General features: G+C 60.4%; 15 protein-coding genes, 1 tRNA gene and 1 pseudogene. 10 read left to right on the top strand and 7 right to left on the bottom strand.

What is annotated here, in order from left to right; genetic code table 11:
- Positions 1-138: 138 nt before the first annotated feature.
- Positions 139-606: a peroxiredoxin family protein gene (locus NW863_RS07600; protein WP_414337036.1), complete on the top strand. Its 468-nt coding sequence runs from the start codon at positions 139-141 to the stop codon at positions 604-606.
- Here the strand turns inward: NW863_RS07600 and NW863_RS07595 are convergent.
- Positions 603-2957 (bottom strand): glycoside hydrolase family 31 protein, encoded by a 2355-nt coding sequence (locus NW863_RS07595; RefSeq protein WP_414365622.1) that lies wholly within the window; start codon positions 2955-2957, stop codon positions 603-605. The genes NW863_RS07600 and NW863_RS07595 overlap by 4 nt on opposite strands.
- A gap of 126 nt (positions 2958-3083) precedes the next feature.
- On the opposite strand from NW863_RS07595, the gene NW863_RS07590 reads away from it, so the two are divergent.
- On the top strand, positions 3084-4319 hold the full coding sequence (locus tag NW863_RS07590; protein WP_414365621.1) for a PQQ-dependent sugar dehydrogenase: 1236 nt from the start codon (positions 3084-3086) through the stop codon (positions 4317-4319).
- 73 nt (positions 4320-4392) lie between these two features.
- Here the strand turns inward: NW863_RS07590 and NW863_RS07585 are convergent, their stop codons facing one another.
- Together NW863_RS07585 and NW863_RS07580 are read right to left on the bottom strand one after the other, a co-directional pair.
- A complete protein-coding gene (locus tag NW863_RS07585; RefSeq protein ID WP_414365620.1) occupies positions 4393-4842 on the bottom strand; it encodes a hypothetical protein in 450 nt (149 codons plus the stop codon).
- A gap of 212 nt (positions 4843-5054) precedes the next feature.
- Positions 5055-5126: transfer RNA gene (locus tag NW863_RS07580), tRNA-Val, on the bottom strand.
- 167 nt (positions 5127-5293) lie between these two features.
- On the opposite strand from NW863_RS07580, the gene NW863_RS07575 reads away from it, so the two are divergent.
- A complete protein-coding gene (locus NW863_RS07575) occupies positions 5294-6049 on the top strand; it encodes a segregation/condensation protein A (RefSeq protein WP_414365619.1) in 756 nt (251 codons plus the stop codon).
- Between the two features lie 258 nt (positions 6050-6307).
- Here NW863_RS07575 and NW863_RS07570 read toward each other — a convergent pair.
- Positions 6308-6601: pseudogene (locus NW863_RS07570) on the bottom strand (DUF6679 family protein); the annotation flags it as partial.
- Between the two features lie 216 nt (positions 6602-6817).
- Here NW863_RS07570 and NW863_RS07565 point away from each other — a divergent pair.
- Together NW863_RS07565 and NW863_RS07560 are read left to right on the top strand one after the other, a co-directional pair.
- On the top strand, positions 6818-7678 hold the full coding sequence (locus tag NW863_RS07565) for a prephenate/arogenate dehydrogenase (RefSeq protein WP_414365618.1): 861 nt from the start codon (positions 6818-6820) through the stop codon (positions 7676-7678).
- A 131-nt stretch (positions 7679-7809) separates the two neighbouring features.
- Positions 7810-8553, top strand: coding sequence for a response regulator (locus NW863_RS07560; RefSeq protein WP_414365617.1), 744 nt, complete (start codon positions 7810-7812; stop codon positions 8551-8553).
- Here the strand turns inward: NW863_RS07560 and NW863_RS07555 are convergent.
- The gene (locus tag NW863_RS07555) at positions 8550-8867 is read right to left on the bottom strand and encodes a hypothetical protein (protein WP_414365616.1); all 318 of its coding nucleotides are present in this window, start codon (positions 8865-8867) and stop codon (positions 8550-8552) included. The two genes, NW863_RS07560 and NW863_RS07555, sit on opposite strands and share 4 nt — an antisense overlap.
- 322 nt (positions 8868-9189) lie before the next feature.
- A complete protein-coding gene (gene rsmH / locus NW863_RS07550; protein WP_414365615.1) occupies positions 9190-10119 on the bottom strand; it encodes a 16S rRNA (cytosine(1402)-N(4))-methyltransferase RsmH in 930 nt (309 codons plus the stop codon).
- A gap of 326 nt (positions 10120-10445) precedes the next feature.
- On the opposite strand from rsmH, the gene aroA reads away from it, so the two are divergent.
- On the top strand, positions 10446-11780 hold the full coding sequence (aroA, locus tag NW863_RS07545) for a 3-phosphoshikimate 1-carboxyvinyltransferase (RefSeq protein WP_414365623.1): 1335 nt from the start codon (positions 10446-10448) through the stop codon (positions 11778-11780).
- A gap of 24 nt (positions 11781-11804) precedes the next feature.
- On the top strand, positions 11805-12134 hold the full coding sequence (locus NW863_RS07540; protein ID WP_414365614.1) for a TIGR03792 family protein: 330 nt from the start codon (positions 11805-11807) through the stop codon (positions 12132-12134).
- Here the strand turns inward: NW863_RS07540 and NW863_RS07535 are convergent, their stop codons facing one another.
- On the bottom strand, positions 12135-12911 hold the full coding sequence (locus NW863_RS07535) for a DUF502 domain-containing protein (protein ID WP_414365613.1): 777 nt from the start codon (positions 12909-12911) through the stop codon (positions 12135-12137).
- Positions 12912-13199: 288 nt separating this feature from the next.
- On the opposite strand from NW863_RS07535, the gene NW863_RS07530 reads away from it, so the two are divergent.
- The 3 genes from NW863_RS07530 to NW863_RS07520 all read left to right on the top strand — a co-directional run.
- A complete protein-coding gene (locus tag NW863_RS07530) occupies positions 13200-13667 on the top strand; it encodes an SRPBCC family protein (RefSeq protein WP_414365612.1) in 468 nt (155 codons plus the stop codon).
- A gap of 73 nt (positions 13668-13740) precedes the next feature.
- On the top strand, positions 13741-14244 hold the full coding sequence (locus NW863_RS07525) for a GNAT family N-acetyltransferase (protein ID WP_414365611.1): 504 nt from the start codon (positions 13741-13743) through the stop codon (positions 14242-14244).
- 120 nt (positions 14245-14364) lie between these two features.
- Positions 14365-16381 (top strand): thioredoxin domain-containing protein (locus NW863_RS07520; protein WP_414365610.1); only part of this gene is annotated, 2017 nt, incomplete at its 3' end.

The raw sequence follows: 16381 nt of genomic DNA, 5'->3' as shown, positions 1-16381 counted from the left end.
GCCTCATTGGCGCTTTACTACCCTACCCCCACCCCAACCCACATGTCAATACCCCACACCAAAATCCCCCCCGACGGAGCAAGGGTCCGGATTCGCCGTTAGACTGGTGAGGGGATCTTTAAAGTTTCGGACGGCTTTATGGGGATTGTGATTGGGACTGCAGCTCCTGACTTCAGCCTGCCTGCAGTGGGGAAAGGGATCCCGAAGGGGGCGACGATTTCGCTGGGGGCCTATCGGGGCAAGAGCAAGGTGTTGCTGGCTTTTTACCCGGCGGACTTCTCGCCGGTGTGTACGAGCGAGATGCGCTGTTTTCGGGAGGACTGGGGAGCTTTTCGGGCAGCAGGGTGCGAGATCTTGGGGATTAGCAGTGATCCTGTCTCCAAGCACGAAGCCTTTGCCGAGCAGCTCAAGCTGGAGTTTCCTTTGCTGAGCGATGTGGACAGGAGGGTGAGCCAGCAATACGGGGTGGATAGTCTGCTGGGGATACGGCGGGCCTATTTTGTGGTGGATAGCCAAGGGATCCTGCGCTACCAGCATGTGGAGTGGCTGCCCATCTTCAAGCGGGACAACCGCGAGCTGCTGGAGGCGGTGAGGGCAGTTGACTAGGGGCGGGCTCTTTCTGGGCTGGACAGACAGATCTGCTGGGCCTGGCCGCTGTCGGGCAAGAGGAGGGGGGCCTGGCCAAGGGGCTCAAGGATCCAGGTGCGTTTGGGTGGGATCCAGCCACCGTGGCGGGGCTCGATCTCTAGGAGGAGCTGGTTGGCCTGCTGGTGCAGGCGGAAGGTGGTGGTGGCCCACTGGCCGCTTGAGTAGGCGAGGGTTTGGCCGTCGTCTTCGTAGAGGGTGAAGCTGCCGTCACCGGGGTAGAGTTTAAGGCGCAGTTGGTCACGGCGCAGGTCGGTGGTGGACTGGCAGGGAGGAGCTAAGGGCAGGATAGAGCCGCTGCGCACAAGGAGAGGCAGTTGGTCAAGGGGGGCGGGGGCCAGCACATAGCCAGGGCCGCTGTGGGCTTGGCCTGTCCACCAGTCAAACCAGGTGCCCGCCGGGAGATAGACAGCGCGGCAGCGGATCCCCGGACGGACGACGGGGGCAGCTAGGAGGGCGGATCCCAGCATGGCTTGGTCTGAGATCTCGTAGGTCTGGGGATCGTCAGGGAATTCGTAGAACAGGGGGCGCAGGATGGGGGAGCCGGTTTGGCTGGACTCCCAGAAGAGGCTGTAGAGGTAGGGCAACAGTTGATAACGCAGCTGGATGGCCTGTCGAGCAATGGCTTCCACCTCAGGGCCAAAGCTCCAGGGTTCGTGGGGGCGAGTTCCCTGAGCACTGTGGCCGCGCATGAGGGGATAGAGGAGCCCCATTTGCATCCAGCGGGCAAACAGTTCAGGAGTAGCGTTGCCGCCAAAGCCGCCGATGTCGGCGCCGACAAAGCTAACTCCCGACAGGCCCAGGTTGAGGAGCATGGGTAGGGACATCTCCAGATGTTCCCAGGAGGATTGGTTGTCTCCTGTCCAGACGGCAGCCCAGCGCTGGATCCCGGCAAAGCCGGAGCGGGTGAGGACAAAGGGGCGCTGGTTGGGGCAGAGCTGTTCTAGACCCTCGCGGGAGGCGCGGGCCATCAGGAGGCCATAGAGGTTGTGCACCTCGGCGTGGGTGGTGCGCTCTTCAGGGGGGCCTTGGGGGGCGTCGGGGGGGATGTCCACAATTTGGCCCCCATCTCCAAAGGGGCGGTCGTTGAGGGCCGGCTCATTCATGTCGTTCCAGATGCCATCCACACCGGCTTGAGTGAGAACCCGCTGCCAGGATCCCCACCACTGCCGCACTTCGGGGCGCGAGAAATCGGGGAAGAGAACTTTGCCCGGCCAAACATAGCCGTGGAAGAGGTGGCCGTCGGCGCGGCGAATGAAGAAGTCTTGGGCCAGGCCCTCGTCAAAAACGGCGTAGTCGGCTTCGGGATCGAACTTGACGCCGGGATCCCCAATGGCCACCACTCGAAAGCCGGCTTCATGCAGCTGCGCCGTGAGGCGGGCGGGATCGGGAAAGCGGCGGGGATCCCAGGTGAAAACGCGGTAGCCGCGCATGTAGTCGATATCCAGGTAGATGACGTCGCAGGGGATCTGGCGCTGGCGAAATTGCTCGGCAATGTTCTGTACTTGAGCAGCGCTGGCGTAGCTCCAGCGGCACTGCTGGTAGCCGAGGGCCCAGAGCGGAGGCAGGGGGGTTCGCCCGGTGAGTTGGGTGTAGGTCTGGAGCACCAAGGCGGGGGTAGGGCCGTAGATGAGGTAGTAGTCCAGCTCGGGGGCGCGCACTTCGATGGCCCACTGTTCAGGCTCCGCCTGGCCCAGGTCGAACTGGCTCCAGTGGGTGCAGTGCAGGAAGAGGCCGTAGCAGAGGCCAGGGCGGAGGAGCAAGGCAAAGGGAATGGCCAGATAGAGGTTGTCACTGTGGGCGTCGTAGCCCCAGCAGTCGCGGGTCCAGTGGCTGTAGCGCCGGCCCCGCTTGTTGAGCAGCCCAGCCCGTTCTCCCAGGCCGTAGATGTGCTCGGCGGGGTGGAGGGATTTAACCAGGCGGATGCTCTCAGATCCCCAACTGAGGCCCCCAGAGATATCGGCACAAAAGACCTGGCCCTGGGGATCGCGAAAGCTGAAGCGGAGGGGATCCCGGTCAATCTGCAGTTGCACCAGAGAAGTGCTGAGGTGAACTTGGGTGGGGCTTTCCTGCAGCTCAAAAGGAGCCGGCGGCCACTCTGCATCCGCCAGAGCCACATCCCAAGAACGACGGGGCAAAAACTCGCCGCTGGGGCTAAAGCGCAGCCGCAGTAGACGAGGGGTGAGCACCTGAATAGACCAGCGGCCCTGGGTACAGAGGAGACGGATCCCCCTGGGGTGGATCTGGAGTTCCTGCAGGGATCCACAGGTTTGCCTCTGGGGCTGGCCGAAGATCTCGCTAGCTTCCAGCATGGTTTGGGGGCAGATGCTGCCCTCAAGGCTAACCCAAGGCCGCAAGGGAGCAGGCAGCTCCCCACTCTTGTGCGCAGCCAACTCTGCTCCCATCGGTACATCTTTTTAGAAGAGCAGCAGCAATGATTGGCTAGCTCAAACCTCAAAATCCATCGCGAAAACGAGGTGGCAATGGCTCTGAGGATCCCGGCGATAAAACTCCTCTCCTCGCTGTTGCTTTTGGGGGGGTTGTCCGCCCCTGTTGGGGCCTACCCGGTCAGACCGGAAACGGTCATGTCTCTGCAACAGGGGGATCACGCCCAAGCTCTGCCCAGAGCCAGGACAGAGCAGCGCTTCCAGGTCGTGACGTTGGCAACCGGGTTGGAGCATCCTTGGGGGATGGCCTTTCTGCCAGACGGAACCATCCTGGTGACCGAACGTCCGGGCCGGCTGCGCCGAGTTACCGAGCAGGGGTTGGATCCCCAGCCCATCGCTGGGGTGCCAGAGGTGTTTGCCCGCGGCCAGGGAGGGCTGCTGGATATTGCCTTGCACCCCAACTACGCAGAGAACGGCTGGATCTACTTGTCCTATGCAGCTCCTGGGCCAGGCGGCGGGGGGACGCGAGTGGCGCGGGCCCGTCTGAGAGAAAGAGGACTCCAGGATCTGGAAGTGATTTTTGACATGGAGCGCAAAACCCCTGCCCAACAGCACTTCGGCTCCCGCCTGGCCTTTGACAAAGAAGGGTTTCTCTACATCAGCACCGGCGACCGCGGCGAGCGGGATCGGGCCCAGGATCTGGGGGATGCTGCCGGCAAGGTGTTGCGCCTTACTGACACGGGCGGGATCCCGCCAGACAACCCCTTTGTGGGAAAAGCAGGGGCTTTGCCGGAAATTTTTACCTATGGCCACCGCAACATTCAGGGAATGACCCGCCACCCCGAGACAGGAGCCATTTGGACGCACGAACATGGGCCGCAAGGGGGGGACGAGATCAACATCTTGGCCCCCGGTGTCAACTACGGCTGGCCCCTGATTACCCATGGTCGGGAGTACAGCGGCGAACCGGTCGGCCAAGGACTGGCGGCAGCTCCTGGATTGGCTTCGCCGCTGCTGCACTGGACGCCCTCCATTGCCCCTTCTGGCATGGCCTTTTACACGGGAGATGTCTTTCCTGAGTGGCGGGGCAATCTCTTTGTGGGAGCGCTGGCCGGTCAGCATTTGGCACGCCTGGTTTTGCAGGGGGATCGCGTGGTGGCAGAAGAGCGCCTGCTAGAAGGAGCGGTGGGTCGCATCCGAGATGTGCGCCAGGGCCCGGATGGCTTGCTCTACTTATTGACCGATGCCCCCAACGGATCCCTGTTGCGCCTGGAACCAAGCTCTTGATTGGGGTTAAGCTACATGGCCCTAGTCCTGGGGGATTGGCCCTAGCAGGGTTTCCCAACTCCCACTGCTGCTACTACAAAAACTTGACATCTTGCTCGAGGGGGAGTGGCTCTCCCGTTTGGGCATCTGTATTGTGGCAGGCAAAGCATTCCTCTGGAGTTAGCTTGATAAGCTGTCCTGGAGCCGGAAGAAAGAACATCCTTAGCTCTTTAGTCGGGATCAAAACGATTTTGCCATTGGGGGCCTTGCGCTTGTGTTTTTCGTCGGTGAAGGTTCTGACAACGCAAGATATTGGATAGTATTCGCTGTTTTGGAGCTTAGCTTCTAGAAGCGCTCTCCAGTAGGGGCTGTACCCAAAAATCCACTGACCCTTGGAAAATTTGAGATCAAATGCTTGACTCCAAATTCTGCTGTAAAAGGTGATAATCGATGTCTTAACTTTGTAGGCTCCTGTTATCTCCTCTAAGTAAGATAAAAACTCGCCGGGAGTCAGGGGTTGGGGAGGGTTGGTGAAGGGACTCATGACGCATCTCCTGGCTTTTGGTTACAGGCAGGGGACTCCTGTAGGTTCCTAGTCTACCCAGCTCGAAGCACTTGCCCAGAGGACAGGAGTCTGGCAGAAGCTGCCCATCCTCGTTTTCGATAACCAGTGGCTCTCTATCAAAGGCGGGGGAGCCTGTAGGTTACCACCCAACAGGAGAAACGGAAGCTCTGTTCGCTGAAGGTCAAAACCTATGGGCGGTACAAGATTCGAACTTGTGACCCCTTCCGTGTGAAGGAAGTGCGCTACCACTGTGCTAACCGCCCTTACGTTCCACTCTAGCAACTGCTAGAGCTGGACTACTATCTTACACGATCGCACCGCCGCTGCACAGCCGGTTGGCTTGAGAAGTTGAGCTGGAGGTTTGACTCCGGCCGGAGATGGCCGGGATCCCGCTTGGGGGCTACAGTGAGGGACAGAGGCTGGGGGCACTATGGCCTACTTACCGACCGAAGAGGCAATTGCTCTGCTTATCGATTTGGCAGAACGGGGCGAGATTAACCCGTGGGATGTGCAGGTCATCGACGTCATCGATCGGTTTTTAGCCCGTATGGCTCCTGCTGCCAACAGTCATGACCTGTCGGAGTCGGGACAGGCTTTTCTCTATGCCGCTATGTTGGTCTATCTCAAGGCGATGGCGCTGTCAGAGCCGGAAGACGAAGAAAGTGAGGAGACCAGCCCGGTGGAGTTGGAGGAGGATCCCTGGCCCAGTTGGTCGTTGGCCCAACTGGATCGCGTGTTGCAGCCCAGGGCCGTACCCCGCCTGAGTCGGACTCGGCCCATCACCCTCAAAGAACTGATCGGCCACCTGCAGGAGCTGGAGACCTTGCTGGAACAGCGCTTTGAGCCTGCCTCAAGGCCCCTGGCTCAACGGGTTTCTCGCAAGCAACCGCTATCAGCGATCGCTCAGTTGGCCCACCCAGAAAACCTCGTAGAGACCACTGCCGAGCTGGAATCCCTGCTTGCCCAACTTTGGCAACAGGGTATCGCCCAAATCAGCTTTGACGACCTGCAGCAATACTTTTGCCAAGAAAGCTCTATGAAAGGGAGTGGCGGGGCTTCTCACCCGATTCAGGTGTTCTGGTCGCTATTGCTCATGGCTTCTCGCTCGCAGGTGGAGCTTTACCAGGAGGAGTTCTACGGCCCCTTGACCATTCGTCCCTGCTCCAGGGAATCCCTGGTAGAATAGCTTCTACCCTGGGATCCCTTCCTGACTGCTTTCCATGAAGACTGCGGCTCAGTCGTGGTTGCCCTCCCGCTGACCCTCCACATCGCTCCGAGCCCGATCCGCCCGCTTGAGGTCTTCTCCGTTCAAGCGTAGGGGTAGCAAAGACTCCGCTTCGCTGTCACGGACGGCAGAGGTTTCCCGATCCAGGTAGTATTCTTCAAGGCGCTCGCTGCCGGGATGCTCTTCGCTGAGGGGCTCTGTGGCGCGAGGCGAAGGTGGGGAATGCAGTAACTCAGCAGGAGGACAATCCTCGGAAATAAGCAAATCCGAGGTGCTGAGCACCCCTTTCGGGATGGAGGAAAGGCGCTGGGCAACAGCTCCGATGCTCTCCAAACGAATCATCTCCTCCCAGGAGCAAATCTCCTCTTCGTCTTCCGTTTCGTAGCGAACCAGGATGGTATCCCCTTCGATATCGAGGATCTTGGCTCGTTCCAGCCAGCGTCCCTGATCGCGCAGGTAGATCCACACATCCTTGCCTTCGCGGCTGAGTTGATAGATCCTACGATGAAGCACGGTCCCCTCCTGAGATGAAAGATCCGGGCGAACTGTTGTGGGGGTTACCCAGTTCATCCTTCCATCTTAGCGGCTGGATCCCCCCGCTGTATGCTTTTCGCGCGGCGGGATGGAGCCTTTAATCTGGTCTTAATCTGGAAGGGATCCGGAAAGGCCGTCTCTCCATGCCCCAAGCCGTTTCAGAGTACCCAATAGTGAACATAGATACGGAAAACCATGCGCATTGCCATTGTCGGGTTGGGGTTGATCGGCGGATCCCTGGCCCTCAAACTTAGCAAAGAAGGTTACCCCGTCTGGGGGATCAGCCGCAATCGGGCCACCTGTCAGGAGGTGCTGGAACGGGGAGCGCTGCAGGGCTGTGGAACCGATTTGGCCCAGTTGGCTGATTTCGATCCCCAGGTGGTGGTGATCTGTACCCCCCTGGAGCAGGTATTGGTCACGCTAGCGGCCTTGGTGCCCCATCTATCGCCGCAGACGGTGGTGAGCGATGTTGGCTCGGTGAAGCAACCGATTGTTGCTCCAGCAACGGAGTTGTGGCCGCTGTTTGTTGGAGGTCACCCGATGGCCGGCAAGACGTTGCAGGGCATCCAGGCGGCAGAAGCCAGCTTGTTTCTGGGGCGGCCCTATGTACTCACTCCTCTCCCCCAGACGCAGCCGCAGGCGGTCGAGGCGATGAAAGAACTGGTGACAGCGGTTGGCGCAGAAGTTGTCCTGGCCGATCCGGAACGCCACGACCAGGCGGTGGCCTGGATCAGCCATTTGCCGGTCATGATCAGCGCCGCTTTGATCGCTGCTGTCGGCCAAGAGGAGGATCCCGACATTCTGGAATTGGCTCGCACCCTGGCCAGCAGCGGGTTCCGAGATACCAGTCGTGTCGGTGGCGGGATCCCGCAGTTGGGCCTAGAGATGGCCCGTCACAACCAGCAGGCGCTCCTGGCTGCCCTGCGCGGCTATCAAGTCCAGTTGGGGAAAATAGAGCGGCTGATCGAGGGCGAACGGTGGGAGGAGCTGCTACAGGTGCTGCAACGAACCCGGCAAGAATGGCAACAGTTCCGGGTCAATCAGACACCGTCCTGAGCGGCTACCTGTAGCTGCTGTAGAGGATCCCTGGCTCGACTTTGCCACTGCTCATTGGTGCCTTATTTTCCTTCGCAGAGATTTCTAGGGTAGGAAACATACTAGAGTAGGTGGACTAGCGATCAAGGCCTGTGAGCACCCTCCTTGCTGAAGATGACATCCTTTACCGCCAACATGTGCACAGTCTGCTGATGCAGCATCTGCCGCAGTTTGGCCCGGTGTACATGGCCTCCAACGGCAGAGAGGCATTGGAGCTCTACCGTCAGCACCGTCCCAACTTTCTTTTGTTAGACATCCGCATGCCCGAGATGAGCGGGATCGAGGTGGCTCGACAGGTTTGGTCGGAGCAACCCAGTACGCGCATCATTTTTTGGTCCCACTTTGCCGATGAGGTCTATGTGCGGGAGCTGCACAAGATCGTGCCGCCGCAAACCGTCTATGGCTATCTCCTGAAGAATTGCACCGACGAAAAATTGGTCAGTGCCATCCAGGCCGTGGTGCAGGATGAGCAATGTGTGATCGATCGAGAGGTGCGAGGGGTCGATTCCCGTTCGCAAAACAAAATTACCGGCCTCAGCGATGCTGAGTACGAGGTGTTGATCGATATTGCCCTCGGCCTCACCGATCAAGCCATTGCCGCACGGCGGTTTTTGTCGCGGCGAGGGGTGACCAATCGTCTGCGCAATCTCTACGACAAGCTTGAGGTGAGCAACGACCAAATTGAGAGCGAGGAGTGGGGCACAACTTTTAGCTTGCGGGCCCGCGCCATTCGCCTTGCCTTCAAGCGGGGTCTGATCAACGCCCAACTCCTGGATGAGGAGGAGGTGCACTTGGATCACTGGCTTAGCCGCTACCGCTTAGAGCCTTTGGATTAGTATCCAACCGGATAAAAAAAAGGAGGGGCTTGCTCGGATGCCTCCAGAGGCTTGGCTTTGTTTTGCCCCTGCCCAGAAGCTGTGCTGGGGAGGGCAATTGGCACCTCGATCATCCGCTCCGGTACCAGAGGCACCATGTCGGAGCGGTCGGCGATCTCCCGCAAGGAATTGGCGATGGACTCTTGGGTGAGGAGAAACTGTCGTTCGTTGCGCTGCATCTGCTGCCACAGTCGGTAGCGCTGGCTCCACCGGCTTTGGGTATGCACCGTCCAACTGTACACACTCAGCACCGACAACCCCGAGACGAGGGCCATGCCGGTGGAGATCTGCTTCCACCAGATCAGGTGCTCTCTCCAGGCGGGATCCCGGCTAGGGGGATAGGCTGATTTCGAGGGTTGGGGGCGACTGGTTCTGACTTTGCCGGCGGGGAGGGGCGGAGTAGTCCTTGGATGGGGACGAGGGGCCAAGGTCGCGGTTTTGCGCTGGACAGGGAGAGAACTGCGGCCAGGGCCCGCATTCAAAGTCTGGCTGACCATAGAGTTTGCACCTCACACACCAAGAAATTGCTGCCAACTGGGCCTCACTTTATCCGATCCCTACGCACCTCAGAGGGCCTCCAGGGGGCAGGGCGGCAACTTAGCTGCTGCGGGCAGCCACTCGCAGTTTGGCAGAGCGGGCGCGGGGATTGCGTTGCTGCTCCAGCTCGGAAGGGCCCAGAGGTTTGGGGGTGAGCACCTGCCAGCGGGGATCCCGGCGAAAGGCCCATTTCACTAGGCGATCTTCCAGGCTGTGGAAGCTGATTACAGCCAATCTGCCGCCGGGTTTTAGCCAATTGGGAGCCTGCGCCAGCAGGGTTTCTAGGGCCTCCAGCTCTCGGTTGACGGCAATGCGCAGGGCCTGGAAGACTCGCGTAGCTGGATGGATGCGACCTCGCCGCGCTGCCGGCGGCACTGCCTGCCAGACCACCTGAGCCAGTTGGGTGGTGGTGAAAAGGGGGCGGGATCGTTCGATGTGGTGGGCAATGCGGCGGGCAAAGCGCTCCTCGCCATAGCGGACAAAGATGTCAATCAAGTCTTCGACTGGCCGGCAATTGACCCAATCGGCGGCCGTTTCCTGACTGGCGGTGGGATCCATGCGCATATCCAGCGGCCCCTCAGCGCGAAAGCTAAAGCCCCGCTCGGGGCAGTCCAGTTGGGGCGAGCTCACTCCGAGGTCGGCCACGATGCCATCGAAAGGGATCCCCTGCCCTTGTTCATCCCGGAAGCCGTGACGCTGCAGATCAAAATCAGCGAAGTTGAGGTGCCAAAGCTGGATGCGCTCCTGGGGGATCCCTGCTGCGGCCAGACGCGCCTGGGCTGCCTCCAGAGCCGTCGGATCCCGATCCAGCCCCACCACGCGCTCTGCCCCCTTCTGCAGCAGCGCCAAACTATGTCCACCGCCACCTAACGTCACGTCCAAAAAGGTGCCACCCTGCTGAGGGTGCAGGTAGACCACCACTGCCTCCGTCAAAACAGACTCGTGGTGGTACAGAAGCATTTCCCCAAGCTGAGCTCTTGCCAAGTCCATAGGTGCAGGGGGTGGCTTTGATTCTTTCCCCGCTCAACGGGCCAGCTTTACCCATTGCAGGATCGGTAGGAAACTCTAGTACCATCAAACGCTAGCATTCACAACATAAGGGCCTGCAAAAAAAGGCCGAGGCCAGGCCCCGACCAAGGAATCCATGTTGTTAAGCTCATCCTCGGGGATAGGGTCGGCTGCCGTCAAAAGACGGGCTGTCTTCCAGTAGGTCAGGATCCTCTGGGTGCAAGGCCGACCGCCGGCAAGAGCAGGGCAGGTTTCAGCTTAACGTATGATTAAGAGGGCTTTTGTCTTTGTCTGTTGTCACGGCTGCTGTGCTGACCACTGCTTCTTCTGCCGACATCCTGACGCTCTCGCCCGCTCGCGGCCTGCGCGGTCAAGTGAGCATTCCCGGCGATAAGTCCATTTCCCACCGCGCCCTAATGCTGGGATCCCTGGCGGAAGGGGAAACCGTCATTCACGGGCTGCTGCTGGGGGAGGATCCCTGCAGTACGGCAGCCTGTTTTCGGGCCTTGGGGGCCGATATCCCAGAGCTCAACAGCGAGTGCGTCCGCATTCAAGGGGTGGGCTTGGATCGCCTGCAGGAGCCGGCAGATGTCTTAGACGCCGGCAATTCTGGCACCACCCTGCGCCTGATGCTAGGGATCCTGGCCGGCCAGGCGGGTCGCTTTTTTGCTGTTACTGGGGATCGGTCCCTGCGCTCGCGGCCTATGGGACGGGTGGTGGAGCCGCTGCGGCAGATGGGAGCGAACATCTGGGGGCGGGCGGGGGGCACCTTGGCGCCCTTGGCGGTGCAGGGGGGATCCCTGAGGGGGATCCATTACCACTCGCCGGTGGCCTCGGCCCAGGTAAAATCCTGTCTGTTGCTGGCGGGCCTGCTGGCGGAAGGCACCACGCAAGTTACAGAGCCGGCCCTTTCCCGCGACCACTCGGAGCGGATGCTACGGGCCTTTGGTGCCGAGATCCACGTGGATACGGCGGCGAAAACCGTGGCTGTGGTGGGAGGATCCCGCCTGGTGGGCCAGACAGTGCAGGTGCCAGGGGACATCAGCTCGGCGGCTTTCTGGCTGGTGGCCGCCTCGATTGTGCCGGAGAGCGAATTGCTGCTGCGGGACGTGGGCCTCAATCCCACCCGCACCGGCGTGCTGCAGGCGTTGCAGGAGATGGGGGCCGATATTTCCATTGAAAACCGCCGGGAAGTTGCAGGTGAACCCCTGGGGGATCTGCGGGTCCGCTCGGCTCGCCTGCGGGGCTGCAGCATTGGTGGCGATCTCATTCCCACGCTAATCGACGAGATCCCGGTTTTGGCGGTGGCGGCAGCCTTTGCCGAGGGGACTACGGTCATTCGCGATGCAGCGGAATTGCGGGTCAAAGAGAGCGACCGCTTGGCGGCCATCGCCCAGGAACTCAGCCGGATGGGAGCCCAGGTCACCGAATATCCCGACGGCCTGGAAATCCAAGGGGGGATCCCTCTGCAGGGGGCCGAAGTGGACAGCCATGAGGATCACCGCATCGCCATGAGCTTGATGGTGGCTGCCCTAGCCGCCCAGGGATCCACCACCCTTCGAGGGGCTGACTGTGCCCGCATCTCCTACCCCGACTTCATCCCCACCCTGCAGTGGCTGATCAACCCTTCGTCCGCGTCCTAGCCAGCCCAGCACCAACCTTTGCCGATGTCAGACCAGCCCATCGCCATCGAACACCTCTGCTTCCGGGTTCCTCCCGGTGGCCAGAGGGCTTTTGTTCTGCAAGACGAGCAGGTCTGGGGGCCCGCCCTGCACCAACAGCCGGGCTTTTTGGGCAAAGAGGTCTGGCTTGACGCCGAGGATCCCGAACTTGTTCACCTCATCATTCGCTGGGCCAGCCGTGCTGCCTGGAAAGCCTTCCCCTCGGAGCAGGCAGAAGCTTTGGATCGGCAGATGCGGCCTTTTTATGTGCGCCTAGAGCAGGCCAGAGAATACCAGCTCTGGCAGCCCGACCTATTGGGAGAGGGACAAGCCTGATTAGGGGATCCCTTGGGTCTCAAAGCCCACCTCGGCAGCCGTTGAGTCGGCCCTAGCGGATGCCGCTGCCCGCTCTTGTTCCACCAACTCCCGCAGGCTGGGCATGGCCACCGCCAGAGCCCCTTCGCGCCGTTGCAGCCCGACCTCAAAAGTTTCCGGAGTCACGATCCCACCGGAGATGAGCATCTTAAAAGCATCCTCCACCGGCATGAACACCTCCACCACCTGGTCTTCCGGCACAATGGCGTACCAGCCAGTGGTTGGGTTGGGCGTGGTGGGCACGAACAGGCTGAGGGAGCGCTGCGGTCCATCCGGTCGAATGGGAGTTTGAATGACGCCCGTTACAAAAGCTAATGCCCAAACCCCAGGCCGAGGATATTCCACCAGCACCACCCGTCGAAAGCGTTGGTTGTTAGGGGCAAATAAAACGCTGACCAATTGCTTCAGGGTTTTGTAGACCAGCCCCGCTATCGGGATTGCATGGAGCAACTGCTCGCTCAGGTTGAGCAGCCACTGGCCGACAATGTTGCGGGCCATGAAGCCGATCAGCAGGATGAACACAACCGGTGTCAACAAGCCCACCGCCAGATCGATGAGGTTGATCAAAATGGGGTGCAGCCCCTGGATGGGATTAAACTGCTTGGGAATGCTGGTCAAAAAGCCGATGCTCCAGGTGGCCACCTCCACCGTCAGCCAAATCGTAGTTGCCAGAGGGATCACCACCAGCAAACCCGCCACGAAATAGTTCTTAAGATGCTGTTTCCATTGAGAAACCATGGTGAGGTCGTTCCATCAAGTCGTTAATGAGTGGACGCACCGAGCCGACGTAAGTGAGACTTGCAGATGGCAATCATCATACCTGCCTTCTGCCTTGCCCTCATGGGGGGCAGCCACAACCTGCTCGGACAAAAAACGGGCTGCCAAAAAGCGCGGAGCCCCAAACTTTCATGAGGCCGATAATGCTATCTTAGGTCAGTGTGAAACTTTGTAAAGGCAGGGATCCCGCCCGGAGGCGTTGTGGCCAAGCCCTGGGATAGTTCTGCCGAATGTCGTGTGGGAGGCCCCATGTCAGAGTCCGATTGGTTAGAGCACACCTGTCAGGTGGAGGTGCCGGTTCCCATCGAGCAGGTGTGGGAGCTGTGGGCCGACCTTGCCCTCATGCCGCGCTGGATGAAGTGGATCCGCTCGGTGGAATTGCTGGATCACGAGCTATCGCGGTGGACACTGGACACGCGCGGCTTTACCTTCAGTTGGATCTCCCGCACCCATACGGTGGTGAAGCATCAGCACATTGGCTGGCAATCGGTAGAAGGGCTTCCCAATCGGGGGGCGCTGCGGTTTTACGATCGCAAGGGCAGTACTATTGTCAAGCTGTCGGTGGCCTACAAGATCCCGGGACTCCTCGGCAAAATCTTGGACAGCCTGTTTGTGGGCAAAGTGGTGGAGAGTACCATTCAAGCCGACCTGGAGCGCTTCAAAGCCTATGCTTTGGAGCAGGCGGCGCGGGCCGCCGACAATGCCTCCACTGGCTAGCCTCGATCTTGCTGCAGTTTTCTGCTGCCCAGTCAACCGTTGCTAACCTTCCCTGTTGCCCAAGGTCTGCTTCATGTCCGATCCCTCCCTCGAGTCTGTCGTCGTTCTCTCTCATCAGCCGGTGGACAACCGCAACATTCGCTTCTCCCTGAAGCGAGACGATCTGGATCTGGATCAACTCCTAGTGTTGTTGAACCGCAACGCCTTTTGGGCCCAGAATCGCCGGCGGGAAGAGATGGAACGGGCCATCGCCCACAGCCACCCGGTGGTCAGCGTCTGGGACGGGGAGCGCCTCATTGGCTTTGGTCGCGCTACCTCTGACGGGGTTTACCGGGCTGTCCTCTGGGACATTGTGGTTGATCACGAGTATCGACGGCAGGGCATTGGGCGCAAGCTGGTGGAAACCCTGATCAGCCATCCCCACCTGCAGTCGGTGGAGCGCATCTACCTGTTTACCACCCATCAGCGTGGCTTTTACGAGCAGATCGGCTTTGTGGAAAACCCCAGCACCACTTTAGTTTTGTACGGTCGCTCGCCGGAGCTCTTGCTGACCCCTGCCGAACAGGCGCAGGCTTGAAAGGGGATCCCCGGGGCAAGGGGGAGGCGTGGGTGAGTGTATCTTGAACAACAGTGGGTTAGCTCGGCCTTGAGGAGAGGACGCGCTAGCCTAAAGCAAAAAGGGTGAGAGGGTGTACCTATGGCCAATCGCCTTGCCACGTGTTCCAGTCTTTACCTGCGCAAGCACGCCGAGAACCCAGTGGATTGGTGGCCTTGGATCCCGGAAGCTCTGGAGAAAGCCCGGGCTGAGGACAAGCCGATTTTTCTGTCCATCGGCTATTCCAGTTGCCATTGGTGCACCGTCATGGAGGGGGAGGCTTTTTCCAACCCGGAGATCGCCGCCTTCCTCAATGCCCATTTTTTGCCCATCAAGGTGGATCGCGAGGAGCGGCCTGATCTAGACAGCATCTACATGCAGGCGCTGCAGCTCATGAGTGGGCAGGGGGGGTGGCCCCTCAATGTCTTCCTCACGCCCGAGGACCTGGTGCCGTTCTATGCGGGCACCTATTTTCCGGTGGAGCCCCGCTTTGGCCGCCCGGGGTTTCTGACCGTACTGCAGCGCATCCTCCAGTTTTACCGCCAGGAAAAAGACAAAATCGAGACCATGAAGGGCCAAATCTTGGCGGCCCTGACCACCCTCAGTGACCTGGTGCCGGAAGACCATATTCCCCCTGATCTGTTGCGCTCCGGGATCCCCAAAATCCAACCTTTGCTGAGCAACGCCGGAGCGGTGCAGCAGTTCCCCATGATGCCCTACGCCCAGTTGGTGTTGCGCTCAGCTCGCTTCGACCCACCGGAAGGGATCCCTGGCTCGCCAACGGCGCTGGAACGGGCCAAGGAGCGAGGGATGGCCTTGGTGTTGGGAGGGATCTTCGACCATGTGGCCGGCGGGTTTCACCGCTACACCGTGGATCCCACCTGGACGGTGCCCCACTTTGAAAAAATGCTCTACGACAACGGGCAGATCTTGGAGTTTCTCTCTGAGCTGTGGGCCCACGGGATCCAGGATCCAGCTATCGAGCGGGCGGTGCGCCTGACGGTGGAATGGGTGGCGCGGGAGATGACTGCCCCTGCCGGGTATTTCTATGCCGCCCAGGATGCCGACAGCTTTGCCCGGGCGGAGGACGACGAGCCGGAGGAGGGCGAGTTCTACGTTTGGCGCTGGCAGGAGCTGCAGGAGCTGCTGGATGAAGCAACCTTCCGCGCCCTGCAGCAGGCTTTTTTCTTGTCGCCCAATTTCCCCGACCGGCCCGGCTGCATCGTCTTGCAGCGCAAACAGGGGGGGGAACTGCCGCCGGAAGTAGAGACCGCCTTGACCACCCATCTGTTTCGGGCCCGCTACGGCTCCACAGAGCGGAGAACTCCCTTCCCACCTGCGGTAGATGCCCGCTCGGCTCGCCAGCAATCCTGGCCAGGACGCATTCCGCCCGTCACTGATACCAAGATGATCGTCTCCTGGAACGGCCTGATGATCTCCGGTCTGGCACGGGCCTACCAGGTGTTTGGCGACGAGGATTATCTGCAGTTGGCCCTGCGGGCTGCCCAATTCATCCTCAGCCAGCAGCGCCACCCCCAGACGGGATCCCTGCTGCGGTTGAACTACGATGGCACAGCCCAGGTACCTGCCCAATCGGAAGATTACGCCCTGCTGATCAAGGCCCTGTTGGATCTGCACCAGACCTGCCTGCCGCTGGGGGGGGATCCCAGCTCTCAGGACTGGCTGGAGGCCGCCATTCGGCTGCAGCAGGAGATGGACACACGACTGTGGGATGAGGCCAGAGGGGGGTACTTTGTCAGCGACGCCCAAAGCGCCCCTGAACTGTTGGTGCGGGAGAAAGAATTTCAGGACAACGCCACGCCCGCGGCCAATGGGGTGGCTATCGCCAACCTGGTGCGCCTGGCTGCCATCACCGGAGATCTGGACTACTTGGAGCGGGCAGAGCAGGCCCTGAAAACCTTTGCCCATGTCATGAGCACCCAGCCGCGCACCTGCCCCAGCCTCTTTGCCGGCTTGGATTGGTACAGCAACTGGGTGAAAGCAACCCTAGAGGCCGAGCACATTGCTGCGCTGCAGCAGCACTCTTGGCCCACCACTGTCTTCGCCCTGCCCACGGAAGCGGAGCCGCTGCCAGAAGGGGCGCTAGGCTTGGTGTGCT

This window comes from Synechococcus sp. B60.1, from assembly GCF_047462555.1.
Classification (GTDB): Bacteria; Cyanobacteriota; Cyanobacteriia; order Thermostichales; family Thermostichaceae; genus Thermostichus.
The sequence above is the reverse complement of the archived record's forward strand: the minus strand, read 5'-3'. Positions and strand labels throughout refer to the sequence as shown.

Coding starts and splice junctions, on each gene's coding strand:
- NW863_RS07600 (WP_414337036.1), top strand. CDS start 139: ATGGGGATTGTGATTGGGACTGCAGCTCCTGACTTCAGCCTGCCTGCA.
- NW863_RS07595 (WP_414365622.1), bottom strand. CDS start 2,957: ATGCTGGAAGCTAGCGAGATCTTCGGCCAGCCCCAGAGGCAAACCTGT.
- NW863_RS07585 (WP_414365620.1), bottom strand. CDS start 4,842: ATGAGTCCCTTCACCAACCCTCCCCAACCCCTGACTCCCGGCGAGTTT.
- NW863_RS07575 (WP_414365619.1), top strand. CDS start 5,294: ATGGCCTACTTACCGACCGAAGAGGCAATTGCTCTGCTTATCGATTTG.
- NW863_RS07565 (WP_414365618.1), top strand. CDS start 6,818: ATGCGCATTGCCATTGTCGGGTTGGGGTTGATCGGCGGATCCCTGGCC.
- NW863_RS07555 (WP_414365616.1), bottom strand. CDS start 8,867: ATGGCCCTCGTCTCGGGGTTGTCGGTGCTGAGTGTGTACAGTTGGACG.
- rsmH (WP_414365615.1), bottom strand. CDS start 10,119: ATGGACTTGGCAAGAGCTCAGCTTGGGGAAATGCTTCTGTACCACCAC.
- NW863_RS07540 (WP_414365614.1), top strand. CDS start 11,805: ATGTCAGACCAGCCCATCGCCATCGAACACCTCTGCTTCCGGGTTCCT.
- NW863_RS07535 (WP_414365613.1), bottom strand. CDS start 12,911: ATGGTTTCTCAATGGAAACAGCATCTTAAGAACTATTTCGTGGCGGGT.
- NW863_RS07530 (WP_414365612.1), top strand. CDS start 13,200: ATGTCAGAGTCCGATTGGTTAGAGCACACCTGTCAGGTGGAGGTGCCG.
- NW863_RS07525 (WP_414365611.1), top strand. CDS start 13,741: ATGTCCGATCCCTCCCTCGAGTCTGTCGTCGTTCTCTCTCATCAGCCG.